This is a genomic window from Alkalihalophilus pseudofirmus (genome assembly GCF_029094545.1).
GTDB lineage: Bacteria > Bacillota > Bacilli > Bacillales > Bacillaceae_D > Alkalihalophilus > Alkalihalophilus pseudofirmus.
In genome coordinates this window covers 2,399,977-2,416,907 of the sequence record NZ_CP117835.1, presented here as the reverse complement: position 1 = coordinate 2,416,907, position 16,931 = coordinate 2,399,977, and the positions used below count along the sequence as shown (strand labels likewise).

18 protein-coding genes are annotated in these 16,931 nt (G+C 40.7%); 13 read left to right on the top strand and 5 right to left on the bottom strand.

Annotated elements, in window-relative coordinates:
- Positions 1-96: 96 nt before the first annotated feature.
- The 6 genes from queC to PQ478_RS12945 all read left to right on the top strand — a co-directional run bounded on the left by queC (position 97) and on the right by PQ478_RS12945 (position 4,206).
- Complete coding sequence (queC, locus tag PQ478_RS12970; protein WP_012959204.1) at positions 97-765, top strand: 7-cyano-7-deazaguanine synthase QueC; 669 nt, start codon at positions 97-99, stop codon at positions 763-765.
- Complete coding sequence (gene queD, locus PQ478_RS12965) at positions 762-1,187, top strand: 6-carboxytetrahydropterin synthase QueD (protein ID WP_289234541.1); 426 nt, start codon at positions 762-764, stop codon at positions 1,185-1,187. Before queC ends, queD begins: the two co-directional genes overlap by 4 nt.
- Positions 1,184-1,894: a 7-carboxy-7-deazaguanine synthase QueE gene (gene queE / locus PQ478_RS12960; protein WP_075682763.1), complete on the top strand. Its 711-nt coding sequence runs from the start codon at positions 1,184-1,186 to the stop codon at positions 1,892-1,894. Before queD ends, queE begins: the two co-directional genes overlap by 4 nt.
- A 13-nt stretch (positions 1,895-1,907) precedes the next feature.
- Positions 1,908-2,405, top strand: coding sequence for a preQ(1) synthase (queF, locus tag PQ478_RS12955; protein WP_012959201.1), 498 nt, complete (start codon positions 1,908-1,910; stop codon positions 2,403-2,405).
- A gap of 74 nt (positions 2,406-2,479) precedes the next feature.
- Positions 2,480-2,857 (top strand): PH domain-containing protein, encoded by a 378-nt coding sequence (locus PQ478_RS12950; RefSeq protein ID WP_012959200.1) that lies wholly within the window; start codon positions 2,480-2,482, stop codon positions 2,855-2,857.
- 176 nt (positions 2,858-3,033) lie between these two features.
- Positions 3,034-4,206, top strand: a complete 1,173-nt coding sequence (locus tag PQ478_RS12945; protein WP_289234540.1) for an MFS transporter — start codon at positions 3,034-3,036, stop codon at positions 4,204-4,206.
- A gap of 51 nt (positions 4,207-4,257) precedes the next feature.
- Here the strand turns inward: PQ478_RS12945 and PQ478_RS12940 are convergent, their stop codons facing one another.
- Positions 4,258-4,770 (bottom strand): MntP/YtaF family protein, encoded by a 513-nt coding sequence (locus PQ478_RS12940; protein ID WP_012959196.1) that lies wholly within the window; start codon positions 4,768-4,770, stop codon positions 4,258-4,260.
- Positions 4,771-4,887: 117 nt separating this feature from the next.
- On the opposite strand from PQ478_RS12940, the gene PQ478_RS12935 reads away from it, so the two are divergent.
- On the top strand, positions 4,888-5,616 hold the full coding sequence (locus tag PQ478_RS12935) for a YusW family protein (protein WP_289234539.1): 729 nt from the start codon (positions 4,888-4,890) through the stop codon (positions 5,614-5,616).
- A 48-nt stretch (positions 5,617-5,664) separates the two neighbouring features.
- Here the strand turns inward: PQ478_RS12935 and PQ478_RS12930 are convergent, their stop codons facing one another.
- Positions 5,665-6,282, bottom strand: a complete 618-nt coding sequence (locus tag PQ478_RS12930; protein ID WP_289234538.1) for a lytic transglycosylase domain-containing protein — start codon at positions 6,280-6,282, stop codon at positions 5,665-5,667.
- A 264-nt stretch (positions 6,283-6,546) separates the two neighbouring features.
- On the opposite strand from PQ478_RS12930, the gene PQ478_RS12925 reads away from it, so the two are divergent.
- Positions 6,547-7,863, top strand: coding sequence for an FAD-dependent oxidoreductase (locus PQ478_RS12925; RefSeq protein ID WP_289234537.1), 1,317 nt, complete (start codon positions 6,547-6,549; stop codon positions 7,861-7,863).
- 5 nt (positions 7,864-7,868) lie between these two features.
- The gene (locus tag PQ478_RS12920; RefSeq protein ID WP_289234536.1) at positions 7,869-8,852 is read left to right on the top strand and encodes a class I SAM-dependent methyltransferase; all 984 of its coding nucleotides are present in this window, start codon (positions 7,869-7,871) and stop codon (positions 8,850-8,852) included.
- 9 nt (positions 8,853-8,861) lie between these two features.
- Here PQ478_RS12920 and PQ478_RS12915 read toward each other — a convergent pair whose 3' ends face one another.
- Positions 8,862-9,086 carry a hypothetical protein gene (locus PQ478_RS12915; RefSeq protein ID WP_012959191.1) on the bottom strand — a complete coding sequence of 75 codons (225 nt, stop codon included), beginning with the start codon at positions 9,084-9,086 and terminating at the stop codon, positions 8,862-8,864.
- A gap of 329 nt (positions 9,087-9,415) precedes the next feature.
- Here PQ478_RS12915 and PQ478_RS12910 point away from each other — a divergent pair, with 329 nt between their 5' ends.
- Together PQ478_RS12910 and PQ478_RS12905 are read left to right on the top strand one after the other, a co-directional pair.
- Entirely contained in the window at positions 9,416-10,057 is a 642-nt protein-coding gene (locus PQ478_RS12910) for a nitroreductase family protein (RefSeq protein WP_289234535.1), read from the top strand.
- Positions 10,058-10,163: 106 nt separating this feature from the next.
- The gene (locus PQ478_RS12905) at positions 10,164-10,448 is read left to right on the top strand and encodes a hypothetical protein (RefSeq protein WP_022628006.1); all 285 of its coding nucleotides are present in this window, start codon (positions 10,164-10,166) and stop codon (positions 10,446-10,448) included.
- A 59-nt stretch (positions 10,449-10,507) separates the two neighbouring features.
- On the opposite strand, the gene PQ478_RS12900 is transcribed toward PQ478_RS12905, so the two are convergent.
- Positions 10,508-11,755 carry a YeeE/YedE family protein gene (locus PQ478_RS12900; RefSeq protein WP_289234534.1) on the bottom strand — a complete coding sequence of 416 codons (1,248 nt, stop codon included), beginning with the start codon at positions 11,753-11,755 and terminating at the stop codon, positions 10,508-10,510.
- A 111-nt stretch (positions 11,756-11,866) separates the two neighbouring features.
- Positions 11,867-12,454, bottom strand: a complete 588-nt coding sequence (locus PQ478_RS12895) for a hypothetical protein (RefSeq protein WP_289234533.1) — start codon at positions 12,452-12,454, stop codon at positions 11,867-11,869.
- 312 nt (positions 12,455-12,766) lie between these two features.
- On the opposite strand from PQ478_RS12895, the gene PQ478_RS12890 reads away from it, so the two are divergent.
- A complete protein-coding gene (locus PQ478_RS12890) occupies positions 12,767-15,613 on the top strand; it encodes a 2-oxoglutarate dehydrogenase E1 component (protein ID WP_289234532.1) in 2,847 nt (948 codons plus the stop codon).
- Positions 15,614-15,629: 16 nt separating this feature from the next.
- A complete protein-coding gene (odhB, locus tag PQ478_RS12885) occupies positions 15,630-16,889 on the top strand; it encodes a 2-oxoglutarate dehydrogenase complex dihydrolipoyllysine-residue succinyltransferase (RefSeq protein ID WP_012959185.1) in 1,260 nt (419 codons plus the stop codon).
- Positions 16,890-16,931 lie beyond the last annotated feature (42 nt).

Here is a 16,931-nt window from a genome sequence, read left to right as displayed (position 1 = left end):
CTGTGAGACATACGGTTTTTAGCAGTCGCAGTTTAATGCTGCGAGGAGTTTAACGAATGCTCGTTCTTCTTCAACTGTGAAGGGGGAACTAGAGTCATGAAACAAGATAAAGCAGTCGTTGTATTCAGCGGCGGCCAAGACAGTACAACGTGCCTGTTTTGGGCATTGAAAGAATTTAAGGAAGTAGCTACTGTAACGTTTGATTATGGGCAAAGGCACTCCAAAGAGATTGAATGTGCAAGAAAAATCGCTGACGAATTAGGTGTTTCCTTTCATGTGTTAGATATGGGGCTCTTGAACCAGTTGTCACCTAATGCCCTGACTAGAGCTGATATTGAAGTAGAAGCAGGCGATGATGGTGAGCTGCCATCTACTTTTGTCGAAGGGCGTAACCTCTTATTTTTATCATTTGCAGCGATTTACGGTAAGCAAATCGGTGCTAAACATATTATTACAGGAGTATGTGAGACGGATTTCAGCGGCTATCCAGACTGCCGAGATATTTTTGTGAAATCATTAAATGTAACCTTGAACTTATCAATGGATGATCAGTTTGTGATTCACACGCCATTGATGTGGTTAAATAAAGAACAAACATGGAAGCTTGCTGATGATCTAGGGGCTCTTTCATTTGTCAGAGAGAAAACACTTACTTGCTATAATGGCATCATTGGTGATGGCTGCGGGGAATGTCCGGCGTGTGTACTGCGTAAAAAAGGCTTAGATGATTACTTGGCATCGACTGAGGCGGGTGAAGAATCATGATTCAGCAGTTCTATCCTCAAGTCCCGCATTCTTATCGGTTTGAATTAAATAAAGATATGCATCTCGCTGCAGCTCATTTTATTAATGACGAATCAGCAGGGGCATGCCAAAACATGCACGGACATACGTATTTTATTAATGTAACAATTGCTGGAGATGAGCTTGATTCAACAGGCTTTCTTATCAACTTTAAAGACATTAAAACGTTAGTTCATAAAAGGTATGATCACTCCTTATTAAATGAGCATAAAGAGTATGAAGATCTTGACCCTACGACCGAAGTAGTTGCTATGCAGATTTGGGAAACGATTCAATCTCACCTAGACACGCTTTCAAATCAGCCGAAATGTATTCAAGTACTCGTGCGAGAAACTCCGACAAGCTATGTCGTCTATCGTCCGAAACCAGAGGAACTAGCATGAAAAAGATCCCGGTAATGGAGATTTTCGGACCGACCATTCAAGGTGAGGGGATGGTTATCGGTCAAAAAACAATGTTTGTCAGAACGGGCGGCTGTGATTACCGTTGTTCGTGGTGCGATTCTGCGTTTACATGGGACGGTACCGGTAAAAGTAATCTAATGACCGCAGAGGAGATTATTAAGCAATTAAAAGAAATTGGCGGAGACAGATTTTCTCATGTAACTATTTCTGGGGGAAATCCGGCTATTCATCAAGGAATTGGAAAGCTCGTGTCTTCTTTGAAGAGCTTGGGAATTAAAACTGCGGTTGAAACGCAAGGATCTCTTTGGCAGGAGTGGATGATGGAGGTTAGTGATGTAACGATCTCCCCGAAACCGCCTAGTTCAAAAATGGAAACAGACTATGATAAGCTCGACTATTATATCGACCGGCTTAAAGACCAGCATGTCAGTTTGAAAGTTGTTGTTTTTACCGAAGAAGATCTGGAATATGCCAAGCATATCCATGAGAGGTACCCGGAGATTCCAATGTATCTTCAAGTTGGGAATGATGAAGTAGAGTCTGTTGAAAATGATTCATTAATCTCTCATTTATTAGATCGTTATGAGTGGTTAATTGATCAAGCTGTAGCATCAGAAACATTAAATGACGTAAAAGTATTACCGCAGCTCCATACGTTGGTATGGGGAAATAAACGAGGCGTCTAAGGAGGATTTGAATATGGGTGGACGTAAAGATGAAGATTTGCAAGGTGTAACACTGCTTGGAAATCAAGGGACAACATATGATTTTGAATACAATCCGAAGATTCTAGAAGTGTTTGATAACCAGCATCCAAATAGAGATTATTTTGTTAAATTTAATTGTCCGGAATTTACTTCTCTTTGTCCTAAAACAGGGCAGCCAGATTTTGCAACGATTTATATCAGCTATATTCCTGGTGAAAAGATGGTAGAGAGTAAATCGTTAAAGCTTTATTTATTCAGCTTTAGAAATCACGGAGATTTTCATGAAGACTGTATGAATATTATTATGAATGATTTAATCGAATTAATGGATCCACGCTATATTGAAGTGTGGGGTAAATTTACTCCGCGCGGCGGTATTTCAATTGACCCTTATACAAACTACGGCAAGCCAGGAACAAAGTATGAGAAAATGGCTGAATACCGTTTAATGAATCATGACTTATACCCGGAGACGATTGATAACCGATAAAGGAATAGCGCAATCCTTGTTGAATACATCTATTGAATAGAATGGGTAGTCACAATTTGCAGGAGGGATCAATTATGGGCTTACTTGACGGTTTAATGGGCAATGCATCAGAAATTAACCTTGCCGAAGTAGAGAAAGAGTTAGAAGTGATTCTCATTGATGGAGAAAAAATCGAGAGAGGCTACAAACTCATTCGAGACCTGTTTATTTTTACAAATGCCAGATTGATCTTAGTTGATAAACAAGGAGTTACAGGGAAAAAGATTGAGTATCACTCGATTCCTTATAAAAGCATAACGCACTTCAGCGTAGAGACGGCAGGTACGTTTGATCTTGATGCAGAACTGAAAATCTGGGTCTCAAGTACGGCAGAGCCGATCAAGAAACAATTTAAAAAAGATAAAAGCATTTTTGATGTTCAAAAAGCGATTGCCACATACGTAATGAACTAATACATCCGCTATTTTAGCGGATGTTCTTTTTTGGGAAGACTCGAATTGAGCGTTTTTACTGCTGAAATCAATTATCAGGTTATATAATAGATTAGTGGCTGTTAATCATGTATATACATTGTGCTAAATCGTACAGCATGTAGCAGCTAGTTTAAATGGTAGAAAGAAGGAAAAGAATGAATAAACATCTTATCAAAGCCGCCATTCTCTCCATTTCGATACTGACCGTTATGGCTGGTGCTGCCGTCTCGCCTGCACTTGCAGATATTCAAGCGGCTTTTCCAAATTCAAGTGAAACGACGATTAAACTCATCCTTACTTTACCATCATTATTTATTATTCCGTTCACATTTATTTCGAGTTACTTAACAAAAAAGATAGCTAAGAAAACCATTGTATTGATTGGGATTAGCTTTTATGTGGTTGGAGGAGCAGGCGGGGGGCTTGCGGCTTCTATTGAGTGGCTGCTTGTCTGCCGTGCTGTCTTAGGGATTGGAGTCGGCTTTTTAATGCCAATTTCAACGTCGCTCGTTTCTGATTTCTTTGACGGCAGAGAAAGAACAGCAGTGATGGGACAGGTAAGTGCATCTAATAACCTAGGCGGCATTATCTTATTTCTTTCTTCAGGGATGCTTGCAGCGATAAGCTGGCGTGTGACGTTTAGTGTATATTTGGTTGCTTTGGTCGTTGCATTAATTGTCGTTTGGTTTCTTCCAAAACGCAGTCCTGAAACGATTCCAATCGGCACCTCCCTGTCCCCTTTACCTAAGAAGGTCTATCTTTTAGGGGGAGGCTTGTTCTTTTTAATACTAGCTTTTTATTCAATCCCTGCGAACATGGCATTATTTATCCATGAGGAAGGCATCGGGTCTTCACAAATGGCAGGAATCATCATTGCCATAGCTACAGCCACTGGGTTAGTAGCCGGTATAGTGTTAAATAAAGTGAACCAATTATTGAACGCATATGTGATCCCGATCCAGCTCTTTTTAATGGCTGCAGGCTTTCTGTTGGTTGGTTTCTCATCTCATTTGGCATTTTTAGCTGCTGGTGTTGCGTGTATGGGGTTTGGCTTTGGAATCATCATGCCGATAGTGTTTGACCGAGTAACAAGAGAGGTACCTAGAATCCAAGTTGTTCAGGCGATGGCTCTCGTAACGAGTCTCTTATTTCTTGGTCAATTCGCTTCACCTATCATATTAGACGGGATTGGAATGATAGCTAACCAACCTTCGATCCGATTTATTTATCAATTCGTCGGTACAGCGATGCTTATTGTATCACTTGCTTATTTATTTATTGTGTATAGAGTCAAAAATCATTCCTATCTAAAAGAGGAAGGGTCTTAATAACCATCAAAGAAGCGGCTTGCATTCTTCCAGCCGCTTCTTTTTTATAGATTAAAACATCAGCTTCATCACTCCTAAACAAATAAACAAAAGGCCGGGAAGTGAGGCAATATATTTCAAGATAAATGGATTTTTCGTTTCGTATCCTCTTATAATTCCGAATATAAGCGCAAGAAAAAGAATCGTTCCTGCGAGCGGGGCGAACCAAAATGGTCTCTCTGCAAATCCAGCCTGTATACCATAACCGACACTGTCGACATTAATTAATAATGCGATAATGACGAAATACGATTGACGGTATAGAGGAAGTTCATTAAACAGGTTATACACCCCTACACCAATCATTAAAATCGCTGCAAGTGTTTGAATCATGGAGGATGGGATGACCTCTCCAAGCAGGCGGCCGACACCCATTGAAAGAAAAATGACAATAGCTGAGAAGATAGAGATAAAAATTAGAACGATTAATGGGATTTTAATTCGTTTAAGCCCGAACATAAAGCCGATCACAAATCCATCTATACTGACTAATAAGGCAAGCAACACTAAAAAGAGAAAGCCCATTTATACAACTCCTTGTACATGATATATGACAGCTTATGACTCATGCCTCTAGAATAAGACTTTAAACTGTGATAAAGTGGCTACGGAATATGTAACCAATACAATGAGGTGAATTAGTTGAAGCATTCATACATCGTCATTTTATTTATCTCTTTATTTGTCCTTGCTGGGTGTAACCAAGGCGCAGGAAATGATTCTGTTGATTCTGATTCTGTTGAGTCCGACTCTGTCAATACAGATACTTCCGATGCTGTTACTTTTGAAACGGAGGATGCAGTAGCAGTAAGCGAGATTGCTAGAGGAGATGAGCAAGGTGAATCAGCTGAGCAAGATGAGTTTGATGACCAGCAAGTGATTGAAGAAAGTGATCTAGAACAATGGGAAGAACCTCAACATCATGAGGATGAAACCATTGAAGCAGAGGAATCACCACAAGAAAGTACGTCAACAACTAAAGATTTAGAAGAAACACCGGATGAAAAAAGTGAAGAGGCAGAAAGTATGAGCGTTTTAGCATCAGGTGTAAAGGAATTTGAACTTGATGTGGAATTTGAAGATGGCGGAGAGGTAGAAATCGAATATGAGGTCAAAAAAGATAAACCTAAAGCCAAAGTCAAAATGAAGCAAAAAGGCAAGGGGAAAAGTAAGCACGAAATAAAAGGGAACGATGCTGTACAATATACGGAAGCTTTACTTGCTGAGTTATATGTTGAAAATGAATCACTAACTGATGCAGTAGTAGAGCAGCTGTTAGACAAACTTGAAGTAGAGAAATCAAACGTTAAAAAAATTGAAATAGAGATCGAGTTCGAGAACAAATCCAAATTAAAGTATAAGCGCGACTGAATACATATATGACTGGATTAAAATAAGCATGGAGCAAACACTCCATGCTTATTTTTTGCCATATGCAAATGGCAATGATACTAACTCGTAATGCTGTTTGTAAGAATTGAAGTAACCCATTACTTGATTAACATACTCTTGACTTTGATTATAAGCAAATAATGCCTCTTCATACTCGCCGTCACTTGCACCGTGATCAGCTAAATACCTCGCAGCAGAATAAGCCGCATCATACATATCAAAAGGATCTGCTACCCCGTTACCTGTCGCATCGACGCCATATCCGCGATGTTCTTCAATCAAGGCTACATCTGTAATGTCTATTTCATCCTCAATCTGCCCAAGATCTCCTCCGGGGTAACTCCAGCCGACCCATGTTCTAGGCATGAACTGAAAGTGACCAACTGCCCCCACAGGGCTGATGAGGGGATCCATTGTTGAAAAAATGGTCTCCACCCGATGTACGGATGCTAAAAGTTCCCACGGGACATCATATTCATCTGCTGCATCTTGATAAATAGGGACATATTCTTCTGGTATATGATGTTGTCCGATCAGCGTCTTATAGGTAAGCTGTCTTACTTGATCATTCTTCTCAAAGGACCATACACCAATGATTAAAATGATGAATGACATAAAAAATAAAAACGTAAAGAATTTCTTCACATGCAGCCATCCTTTTTTAAGAAAATCGTATCATGTATCAGCTGCTAAGGATCTGTAATATGAGCTGATGTAATTAACTTGTAATCTATTTAATAAACCGAGATTTATAGCTTTATTTATTATAAACAAAAACAACCAGTCAGAAAACAATTTTCGACAACTTTTCACAAAGTAGCTCGAAGCTTGCAGTGTTCTTGTTTCAAGTACGATAAGGATGGGAATAAAGGATGATACAAGTGGTGACTGACAGGTGGTGATTGGAATATGTCGAAGAAGACAAAGACAGAAGTGTTTATTGCCGGTGGAGGAGTTGCAGGACTCACTCTTGCCCTAAAGCTTGCTAAACATCAAATTGATGTCACTGTAGTTGAGAAGCAAAAGGGCATGGGGAATGTGTATAAAGGTGAGCTGCTTCAGCCAAAAACCTTATCAATCTTTGAAGAGCTTGAAATTTCGACACAAATCAACAAAGAAATTAATCCTCTTCAAAAAATTGTAACTAAAGAAGTGGATGAGAAGAATCGACAACTACTTGAAGTGGTGATGGATTATTCTAGACTGCCGATCGAGAATAATACGGCAGCCATGATCCCACATAACACATTAAAAGAAATTCTCTTAAATGAGGCGAGTCGTTATCCGCATTTTCATCTGCTTCAACCCGCGGCATTCCTTAGGAAAGAAGGCACGAATCAAGTCGTCATAAAAAGAGAAGGCCTAGAGTCGGTGATTGAGGCAAATATAATTATTGGGGCTGAAGGCAGAGGCTCTAAAGTGAGAAAATCTGTTGATATACCGTTAAAACAATCCACATACACGCACCAATTTCTAACCGTGACTTTTCCCTCACCTCCTTCTTTAGTCGATGGAGAGATGATTGGTAATCATGAGCGTTTTCTTGGACTTTTCCCGCTCCCAGACGGGGAAGTTCGGTCTGTTTTATTAATCAGGGGCGATGAATATAAACAAATGAAAAAACAAGGGTTAGAAGCATTTTATGAAGCTTATATTCAACTGAAACCTGAGCTTGAAGGCTATGTGAATCAAATAAAATCTTGGAAAGATATTCAATTGATGGTACCGATCAGGCATACTGTCACACATTACACTGAAGGTAATGTGGTTATTATTGGTGATGCAGCACACAGCGTTCACCCAATGGCAGGTGAAGGGATGAATTTAGCGATTCAAGATGCGTATGTGTTAGGAGATCTTATTTCTTGGATGTATGAAGTGGGGCTCCCATCAGATTATGAGTTATTAAAATGGTTCGAAGACGTTCGTGGAGAGAGAGTGGAGTATTTGTCATGGCTCTCGCATCAATCTGCACTGATCTATAATTTGCGCGGACATATTCCACAAAAGCTGCGAGTGTTAGCAATCAAACGGCTCGCACTCAACAAGCGCCTTCATGATAAACAAATGATGAATATTGCTGGAATTGGATTGTGGAAGTTTGGACTTACAGATGGTTTATCAGCATTTGGCTTTGGGAAAAGAGAGTTATCAGAGAAAGTGCTGAATAAACATATGTTCAATAAAAAAGATGATTTTCCCTGGAGATATAAAAAGAAGAGGTGAAGAGCATGCAGCTGACAGAATACAAAAAGCTATGGAATGCTAGAAAGTGGATGAAACGAAACGAACCATTTTTACCGACTTGGCATGCACACCTTGGCTACAGTCTAGACTTATTTAAACATTTTAAAAAAGGGGCGACTGTTGAAGAAGTAGCAATAAATAATGAACTAAATCAAGACCTGCTGCAGCGCTGGGTTGATGTAGGCATTGTTTTAGGGCATTTAAAGCAAAAACGCAAAGGGATAATAAAGCCAAAAAGGTCGCTTGTAAAATATGTATCTAAAGATAGTGACTCCTCAGTAGGGATATTAATTAAAGAGATGATGGAGTTACATATCCCTACGATGTTGTCATATAGGGATTTGATGCAAGGAAAAGAAGTGAATTTTTTTGAAACGGATTATGGTGATACGGTTGCGCAGACTTCAGCACTGCTTGAAACTATTGCTTTCCCTAAAGTTTTAGAGGTAGTAAAGAAAGAAAAGATAAAATCAGTATTTGATGTAGGGTGTGCATACGGAGGATATTTGAAGCGTCTTCAAGTGAAAAAGCCTAAGTTAAGGTTGAAGGGTCTTGAAGCTGACGAAGGTGTAGCAAAGAAAGCAAAAGAGGAGACTGAAAACAGTAATATCGACATTGTTGCAGGCGATATCAAGCAATATAAATCAGATGAAGAGTTTGATCTTGTGATGATGAATAATCTGCTCTATTACTTTTCAAAAGAGGATCGTGCAGAGCTGTTTAAAAAGTCTAGTGAAATTGCTGGGAGAAAAGGGACGTTGATTGTGATTTCCCCGCTTGTTCAATCAAAGCACGGACAAGCATTTGCATCAGCATTTAACAGCTTTATGTCCGCGCATGAAAACATGTATCCCGTTCCATCTGAGCGTGAGTTAAAACAATATGCAAAAGCAGCAGGATTTAAATTCAAAAAAACAACCCCTGTAGTGAAAGAAGGCGGATGGTACATGATGGTGTTTAAAAAGTAAACTCTTCAATTAATGCAATTCTTGTTTGATTGCGTTGAGCAGTGCTTGATACTCTTTTGGCTCCCTAAATTGAGAAGGACTCCAATTCTTTTTGATCCATGCTACAAGTTCCATCGGTTCATTAAACACTCTGCCGCTCGTGTCAAAGGTCTTCAGTGTATAGATCTGATTATCAGGGTCTACAGTGACTGTACAAGGGTCTGCACACTCTAAACTTTGCAGGCTGTATTCCATAGTCATCATCTCCTTAAGTAAGAAGGTTAAGGTGGTATATAGGTGTAGTGTAACCATATTGTAAATAAAATAAGCCACTCACTTTATAATCCTTAACATAAGTGCAGGAGTATGAATGTACCGCGGGATGAGTAATCTAATAAATAAGCAATGATGCAGCCGTTACATTGTTAAAGGAGGCAGCATATTATACCTTTTGACAGCCGTATACAGGAATAAATGATACAGGTCAATAGACTCAACTGCAGCAAAGGGTATGCATATCATTTTACGTTCAACCTTAGTTTCGCTACAATAAAAGTATTATGGCAAGAAAAGGAGAGTTTTACATGCATGGTACTACACATCAAGAGGATCTAGGATTATTTCAAACGATAGAAGAACGTCATTCAGTAAGAAAATATGAGGCTGATTATAAGATGCCAGAAGAGGACCTAACGGCCATTTTAGAAGCGGCGGCATTGGCTCCTTCTTCTTGGAATTTACAGCACTGGCGCTTCCTTGTCATTGAGGACGCGAAGAAAAAAGAGGAATTGCTGCCTATCGCCTATAACCAAAAGCAAGTGGTAGAAAGCTGTGTAACGATTGCAGTATTAGGAGATGTAGAAGCTAATAAAGAAGCTGAAAATGTATACGGTGAAGCTGTAGAAAAAGGCTTCATGACTGAACAGATTAAAGATACGTTAGTCAGTCAAATTAATCGAGCATACGAGAAAGACCCAGCCTATCCGCGTGAACTAGCTTTAACAAACGCATCTCTAGCTGCCATGCAATTAATGCTTGCAGCCAAAGCAAAAGGATATGATACATGCCCTATGGGTGGCTTTAATGAAGAAGCGTTCATTAAAGCATTTAATATTCCAGATCGTTTCACTCCGGTTATGCTGATTACGCTTGGTAAAGCAGCAATCCCAGCTCACCGATCTTCAAGAAAACCTCTTGAGGAATTAACAATTAAAAATTCTTTTTAAGGTCGTCTGGGTGCTGCAGCTTTCTGCAGCACCCTATTCTGTGGTGTATAAACTATAAAACTGACATGTTCGTAAAGAAAGAATGTAAGATTGGAGAATAGTAATCATGATTGATTTGACGTTTGAAACGTATACAGAAGCAGCGTTTTCCTCAATGACCCTTGTAGAGACTTATGAGATGCAAAACTGGCTTCATCATGTCATCAAGTTTGAGGGGAGTGGAATTCCGGAAAATCTTATAGACCCTGAAGCTCTTATTATTACAAATCATGAAGGGAACATCCTTCAAATAGTGCTGCGAGAAGAAGGCTGTGACTCTCCGCTCTTTCAATTTACTGAAAATGAAAAAAGTCAGCTGGAAAAGTGGTTTAATGAAAATTGGACGAAATAGAAAAGGGAAGACAGCCAGGCTGTCTTCCCTTTTCTATTATTAAGATATAATGAGCGAGATTAACAACTTGAATCAGTGGGTTTTGGAACAGAAAGGCCAAACAGCGGGCGCAGGTAAAGAGCAAAGTATGTGCCGGCTAAAGCCATAACAGCCCAAACCCAGCCATGTAAACTGAATGATGCCACACCGCTGAAGTATGCTCCAATGTTACAGCCAAATGCAAGACGTGCACCGTATCCCATCATAATTCCTCCTATGAGAGAAGCGATCATCACTTTGGGAGGAATTTTCTTTAGTACAAACACGCCGCCAGCTGCTGCGGCAATAAAGGCACCAGCCATAATTCCGAAATTCATGACACTTGTTGAATCAAGAAAGACCGATTGGTTTAACTCTTGTGCACGCTCACCGGACCAATAGCCCCAGCTTGCCACATCAATGCCGATAAATTGAGCAGCTTTTGATCCCCATAAAGCAAAAGCACTTGTGATTCCCCATGGCTGACCTCTGACTAAAAGTGTTACCGCATTTAGTACGGCGAGTACTACACCTGCGATGAGGAGCGGCCATGAGCCTCGGAAAATACGTTTCATACCTTGTGCGGATGGTACTAATGCCATTTTAGGCGGATTTTTCTTACGTTGAATATAATACGTTAGAAAAATGATGCCCGCAAAAATCACTAATTGTAAAAGCCAAGCACCGCCGTATCCGAGTCCAGTATCTGTAGCTAATGAAATAGCAGGAAGCGTTGGTGTTTCGTTCATCCAAAAATCAAAATGAGCAGCCCCGATAACGGAACCTGCAATAAAGCCAAATAGCGTAATAAACATCGAAGAGCGTCCGCCTCCAACCGAGTAGAGAGTACCAGAGGCACAGCCGCCTCCCAGCTGCATGCCGATTCCAAAGATAAAGGCACCGACTAATAGACTCGTACCGACTGGTGATACAAACCCAGTTGGATCATGCCCATAAAAACTTGCTCCATAAGCTAATATCGGAGCGAATAAGGAAGAGGCTACAGCAAGCATCAGCATATGAGCTCTTAGCCCTTCGCCATTACCAACGGACATCAGTCTGCGAAAAGCAGACGTGAAACCAAAGCGAGCATGAAATAAAGTATATCCGAGTAATAAACCGATCCAAAGCTGGATCAGCAGGTTAGCATCTGCAATCGTAAAAGTTGCAATACTTAACAAAATAGCTGCTGTGATTCCCGCTGCCAAAAAGATGGTCTGCACGGGCGGGAGTGCAGGGTGTTCAAGCGAGCGTGAATCTAGCGGCTCCGCTTTTGTTTGTAAATTCATTTATAAACACCTCTAATTCTTAGTTGTTTAATAGGATATGAACATGGTAAAGGATTGTTACACATGCGTCAACAATAAAAGCCTATCCAATTTATTGAATAGGCTTTGGTGCTAGTTGGTTGAAATGGATTTCAAGTAAGTAAAGATTTCCTGTGAATGATCTTTAAGTGTGTATCCTTCCGCAGTTAAGACAGCTTGGTGTTTTTTATTGAATAACCAAGATTCTACGTGAATGTCCTTCACATGACTAGCTAATTCTTCTTGTGCAGAGGTTGTCAAAGATTCTTCAACAGTGGTGCATATAAAAGAGCGGCACACAGCATTTTTAAATGAGGGAGGCAGTGTGCAGCCTTTGCCGTCTTCAAAATAACGACAGACAGAATAAGATGTTTTTAAGTCGTCAAATTCTAATGATGATAATGATGTGTGTTTAGAAACTTCGAAAAACACTGGGTGGACAAAAGCATGTACACAAATTGTGTAATCAAAAATCATAGCATGCTCGTCCTTTAGCAGGTTGAAGTAGAAAGCAGGATTGGATTGTGCCATTTTTGCCAATTCAAATAACGTAAAAACGGGACTATAGGAGCAGCATCCAACTTGTGGAAGATCTGCAATCGGCCTCCTGAAATGAGGGTCACTGCAAGAAAAACAGGCATCTGTAAGCAGCTGGCGGTTCTTTTTGTCAAAATTTATCATCTGAAAACGTCCTTTTATAAAAAATATTGAAAAAAAGCAATAAATCTTTCGAAATAACTAGATTTTCTGAATAAAAAGTTTTACACTTTTTAGTGAAGGAAAGCAGTATAGCGAATTGATACTTCCCAACACATTTAACTATATTCGTTCCGAGTTTATCCGACAAGAGTAAACAAATCTATGAATGTTGCAGATAACCTTTGAGCAAATGTGACAATCATGTTAAAATGGGAATGAAAGCGTTATAATTTCCAGTCTCTCACTAGAGTCAACTAGTGTCCGACTTAAAAGTTACTAGGAGGTTTTTGTCACATGTCCAGCAAGGAGCACAAACCGGAAGAGCCATGGCAAGGATTTCATGGTCCGAACCTTGGCGTCGCAATTGAGTTGTATGAAGAATTCACTAAAGACCCAGAAGCTGTAGAGGAAGACCTACGCGAATTATTTGAACAATGGGGTCCACCGCCTTCTTCTACTCAAACTGAACCTGTTCAAGCGACAAATGCCCCTTCAGCAAACCAAGCTGCAGGAGCGGACATGATGAGGAAGTTTGTCGGAGCAACAAAGCTTGCCGACATGATTAGAACGAAGGGCCATTTAGCAGCCGACGTTCACCCGATTCATAAGGATAAGAAGAATGAAGAGTTAATTGAACTTTCTCGCTACGGTTTAACCGAAGCAGATCTGAAACAAGTACCAGTTGATTTAATTTGTCCAGATGCCCCTTCACATGTTAAGGACGGTTTAGATGCAATCAAACACTTAAAAAATGTTTATACAAAGACAATTGCATTCGAATTTGGTCATGTACATGATGAGGAAGAGCGTCAATGGTTAAATAAGATGGTGGAATCCGGTATCTACTTGCCGAATCTATCAAAACAACAAAAAGTTGCATTACTTAAGCGTTTAACACAAGTTGAAGGATTTGAGAAATTTATTCATCGTACGTTCGTTGGGCAAAAGCGCTTCTCTATCGAAGGACTTGATATTATGGTGCCGATGCTTGATGAGGTTGTTCGTGAATCTGTCCATGAAGGAACAGAGCATGTCATGATTGGTATGGCGCACCGCGGACGTTTGAATGTCTTAGCGCACACACTAAGCAAGCCTTACAAAATGATCTTCTCTGAGTTTTTACATGCTCCTAACAAAGATTTAGTGCCTTCAGAAGGATCAACTGGCATTAACTACGGTTGGACAGGAGATGTGAAGTATCACTTAGGTGCTGATCGTCAAATTAAAGAAGAGAATACAGTAGAAGCAACGGTTTCTCTTGCAAACAACCCGTCTCACCTTGAGTTTGTGAGCCCGATTGTAGAAGGCTATGCACGTGCTGCTCAAGAAGTACGTACGAAAAAAGGTGATCCAGAGCAAACGGTTTCAAAAGCATATTCCATCTTGATCCACGGAGACGCTGCTTTCCCAGGACAAGGGATTGTTACTGAAACTCTAAACCTCTCTCGTCTAACAGGTTATCAAACGGGTGGATCACTTCATATTATTGCTAACAATAATATTGGGTTCACTACAGAAACGTATGATTCACGTTCTACTACATATGCAAGTGACCCAGCTAAAGGGTTTGAAATTCCGATCGTCCATGTCAATGCAGACGATCCTGAAGCCTGTCTTGCTGCTATGCATCTTGCATTTCAATATCGAAAGCGTTTCAAAAAGGATTTCTTGATTGACTTAATCGGATATCGTCGCTTCGGTCACAATGAAATGGATGAGCCGGCTGTTACTCAACCAGGACTTTATCAAAAAATCAGAGCGCACAAAACGGTACGTGTGCTGTATGCAGACCAACTAGTCGCTAGCGGTGAAATTGAGTCAGGATACGGCGAGCAGCTAGATAAAGAAGCCCAAGAGTACCTTCAATCACAATATGATGCGGTTGCAGGCAATAAGTCTAATAAAGCAAAAGAAATCGTTACACCTGATTTCATTGTAAGCGGACTTCCAAAAGTAAAGACTTCAGTTGAATTTAATACACTAAAGTCTATCAATGAACAATTGCTGACGTGGCCGGAACAGTTTAAACCAAATGAAAAGCTCGAGAAAATTCTTAAGCGTCGTCTTCAATCGTTTGAAGGGGAAGGTAAAATTGACTGGGCATTAGCGGAAACACTTGCATTTGCTTCAATTTTACATGATGGCACACCAATTCGTCTTTCAGGTCAGGATTCAGAACGTGGTACATTTGCACATCGTCACTTAGTGCTGCATGACCGTGAAACGAACGAGACACATACGCCGCTTAAAGAATTTGATGATGCGAACGCGTCGTTCTCTGTTCATAACAGCCCGCTTTCTGAAATGGCTGTAGTCGGATTTGAGTATGGCTACAACGTATTTGCACCTGAGACTCTTGTTCTTTGGGAAGCTCAATTTGGAGATTTCGCCAACGGAGCTCAAGTTATATTTGACCAATGGGTATCTGCAGGGCGTGCTAAGTGGGGCCAAAAATCAGGACTTGTATGTCTTCTGCCACATGGATATGAAGGGCAAGGACCTGAGCACTCAAGCGGCCGTGTTGAACGCTTCTTAGTACTTGCGGCTGAAAATAACTGGACAATTGCTAACTGTACATCAGCAGCGCAATATTTCCACATTTTACGTCGTCAAGCGGCTATCCTTGAAAAAGATTCGGTTCGTCCGTTAATAATTATGACCCCAAAAAGTCTGCTTCGTAATCCAGTTGTTGCTTCCACGCATGCTGAATTTACTGAAGGAGAATTCAAGCCTGTGTTTGAACAAGCTGGCTTAGGTGAGGCTGCAGATAAAGTAGAACGTATTGTCCTTTGCAGCGGTAAAGTAGCGATTGACCTTGCAGACCGTGTGAAGAAATCTGACGAAAACTGGGATTGGCTTCACATTGCACGTGTTGAAGAGCTGTATCCGTTCCCGAAAAAGCAAATTCGTGAATTATTTGCTAGATACTCAAATTTAAAAGAAATTGTTTGGGTACAAGAGGAGCCTAAGAATATGGGTGCTTGGCCATTTATCGAGTCACGCATCCGTGAGATTACACCTAGCGAGGCATCGGTTTCATACATTGGACGTACTCATCGTTCAAGTCCTGCTGAAGGTGACCCGGTTGCACATAAGAAAGAACAAGATCGTATCATCACAGAATCATTGACTCGCAAATAATAAGGAGGCCATCGCCGTGATTGAAATTAAAGTACCAGAACTAGCTGAATCGATTACTGAAGGAACGATTGCACAATGGTTAAAACAAGTTGGTGAGCAAGTAAACCAAGGGGAATATATTGCTGAACTTGAAACGGATAAGGTTAACGTAGAAATTACTGCAGAACACTCTGGTGTGATTAAAGAGTTTAAAAAAGAGCCAGGTGATACAGTTGAAGTAGGAGAAGTTATCGCTGTGATCGATGAATCAGGAGATGCTTCTGCATCAACTGAAGCACCAGCTGCTAAGGAAGAGCCTAAAGAAGAGCCAAAAGCAGAAGCTCCTAAAGCAGAAGCTGCCGAAGAAACTCAAGAAGAGACGTCATCTACAGATCGTCCTCTAGCTTCACCTGCTGCTCGCAAGCTTGCTCGTGAAAAAGGAATTGACTTAAAAGAAGTGGCAACAAATGATCCGACAGGACGAATCCGCAAACAAGATGTGGAATCTCATCAGTCACAACCAAAGGCCGCGCCGCAAGCAAAATCGGAAGCACCTGCTAAGAAGCCGCAAGCAGCAGCTGCAGACCAGCCAGGCAAGCCTGTAGAGCGTATTAAAATGTCACGCCGCCGCCAGACGATTGCAAAACGTCTTGTTGAATCTCAACAAACAGCTGCGATGCTGACTACGTTTAATGAAGTGGATATGTCGGCTGTTATGGATTTACGTAAACGCCGTAAAGATGGCTTCCTTGAGAAAAATGGTGTGAAACTTGGTTTTATGTCATTCTTCACAAAAGCAGTTATTGGTGCTCTTAAAGAGTTCCCATTACTAAACGCTGAAATTCAAGGCGATGAAATCCTAATGAAGAAGTACTACGACATCGGTGTTGCAGTATCTACTGATGAGGGCTTAGTTGTCCCTGTCGTACGTGATGCAGATCGTCTAGGATTCGCTGGTATCGAGCGTGAGATCGGTTCACTTGGTAAGAAAGCTCGTGACAATAAGCTTGCGATTTCTGACTTACAAGGCGGAACGTTCACAATTACAAACGGTGGTGTATTCGGTTCATTATGGTCTACACCAATCCTTAATGCACCACAAGTTGGTATCCTTGGCATGCATAAGGTACAATGGCGTCCGGTTGCGATTGATCAAGAAAACTTTGAAAATCGCCCAATGATGTACATTGCTTTATCTTATGATCACCGTATCGTTGATGGTAAAGAAGCAGTCAGCTTCCTTGTAAAAGTGAAGGAACTTCTTGAAGATCCAGAACAACTTTTACTTGAAGGATAATACAAAAAGCAGCCTATCTCATTGATAGGCTGCTTTATTTTG

Excerpts from the sequence above, each read along its gene's own strand:
- queC (WP_012959204.1), top strand. The coding sequence starts at position 97 with ATGAAACAAGATAAAGCAGTCGTTGTATTCAGCGGCGGCCAAGACAGT.
- queD (WP_289234541.1), top strand. The coding sequence starts at position 762 with ATGATTCAGCAGTTCTATCCTCAAGTCCCGCATTCTTATCGGTTTGAA.
- queE (WP_075682763.1), top strand. The coding sequence starts at position 1,184 with ATGAAAAAGATCCCGGTAATGGAGATTTTCGGACCGACCATTCAAGGT.
- queF (WP_012959201.1), top strand. The coding sequence starts at position 1,908 with ATGGGTGGACGTAAAGATGAAGATTTGCAAGGTGTAACACTGCTTGGA.
- PQ478_RS12950 (WP_012959200.1), top strand. The coding sequence starts at position 2,480 with ATGGGCTTACTTGACGGTTTAATGGGCAATGCATCAGAAATTAACCTT.
- PQ478_RS12945 (WP_289234540.1), top strand. The coding sequence starts at position 3,034 with ATGAATAAACATCTTATCAAAGCCGCCATTCTCTCCATTTCGATACTG.
- PQ478_RS12940 (WP_012959196.1), bottom strand. The coding sequence starts at position 4,770 with ATGGGCTTTCTCTTTTTAGTGTTGCTTGCCTTATTAGTCAGTATAGAT.
- PQ478_RS12925 (WP_289234537.1), top strand. The coding sequence starts at position 6,547 with ATGTCGAAGAAGACAAAGACAGAAGTGTTTATTGCCGGTGGAGGAGTT.
- PQ478_RS12920 (WP_289234536.1), top strand. The coding sequence starts at position 7,869 with ATGCAGCTGACAGAATACAAAAAGCTATGGAATGCTAGAAAGTGGATG.
- PQ478_RS12915 (WP_012959191.1), bottom strand. The coding sequence starts at position 9,086 with ATGGAATACAGCCTGCAAAGTTTAGAGTGTGCAGACCCTTGTACAGTC.
- PQ478_RS12910 (WP_289234535.1), top strand. The coding sequence starts at position 9,416 with ATGCATGGTACTACACATCAAGAGGATCTAGGATTATTTCAAACGATA.
- PQ478_RS12905 (WP_022628006.1), top strand. The coding sequence starts at position 10,164 with ATGATTGATTTGACGTTTGAAACGTATACAGAAGCAGCGTTTTCCTCA.
- PQ478_RS12900 (WP_289234534.1), bottom strand. The coding sequence starts at position 11,755 with ATGAATTTACAAACAAAAGCGGAGCCGCTAGATTCACGCTCGCTTGAA.
- PQ478_RS12895 (WP_289234533.1), bottom strand. The coding sequence starts at position 12,454 with ATGATAAATTTTGACAAAAAGAACCGCCAGCTGCTTACAGATGCCTGT.
- PQ478_RS12890 (WP_289234532.1), top strand. The coding sequence starts at position 12,767 with ATGTCCAGCAAGGAGCACAAACCGGAAGAGCCATGGCAAGGATTTCAT.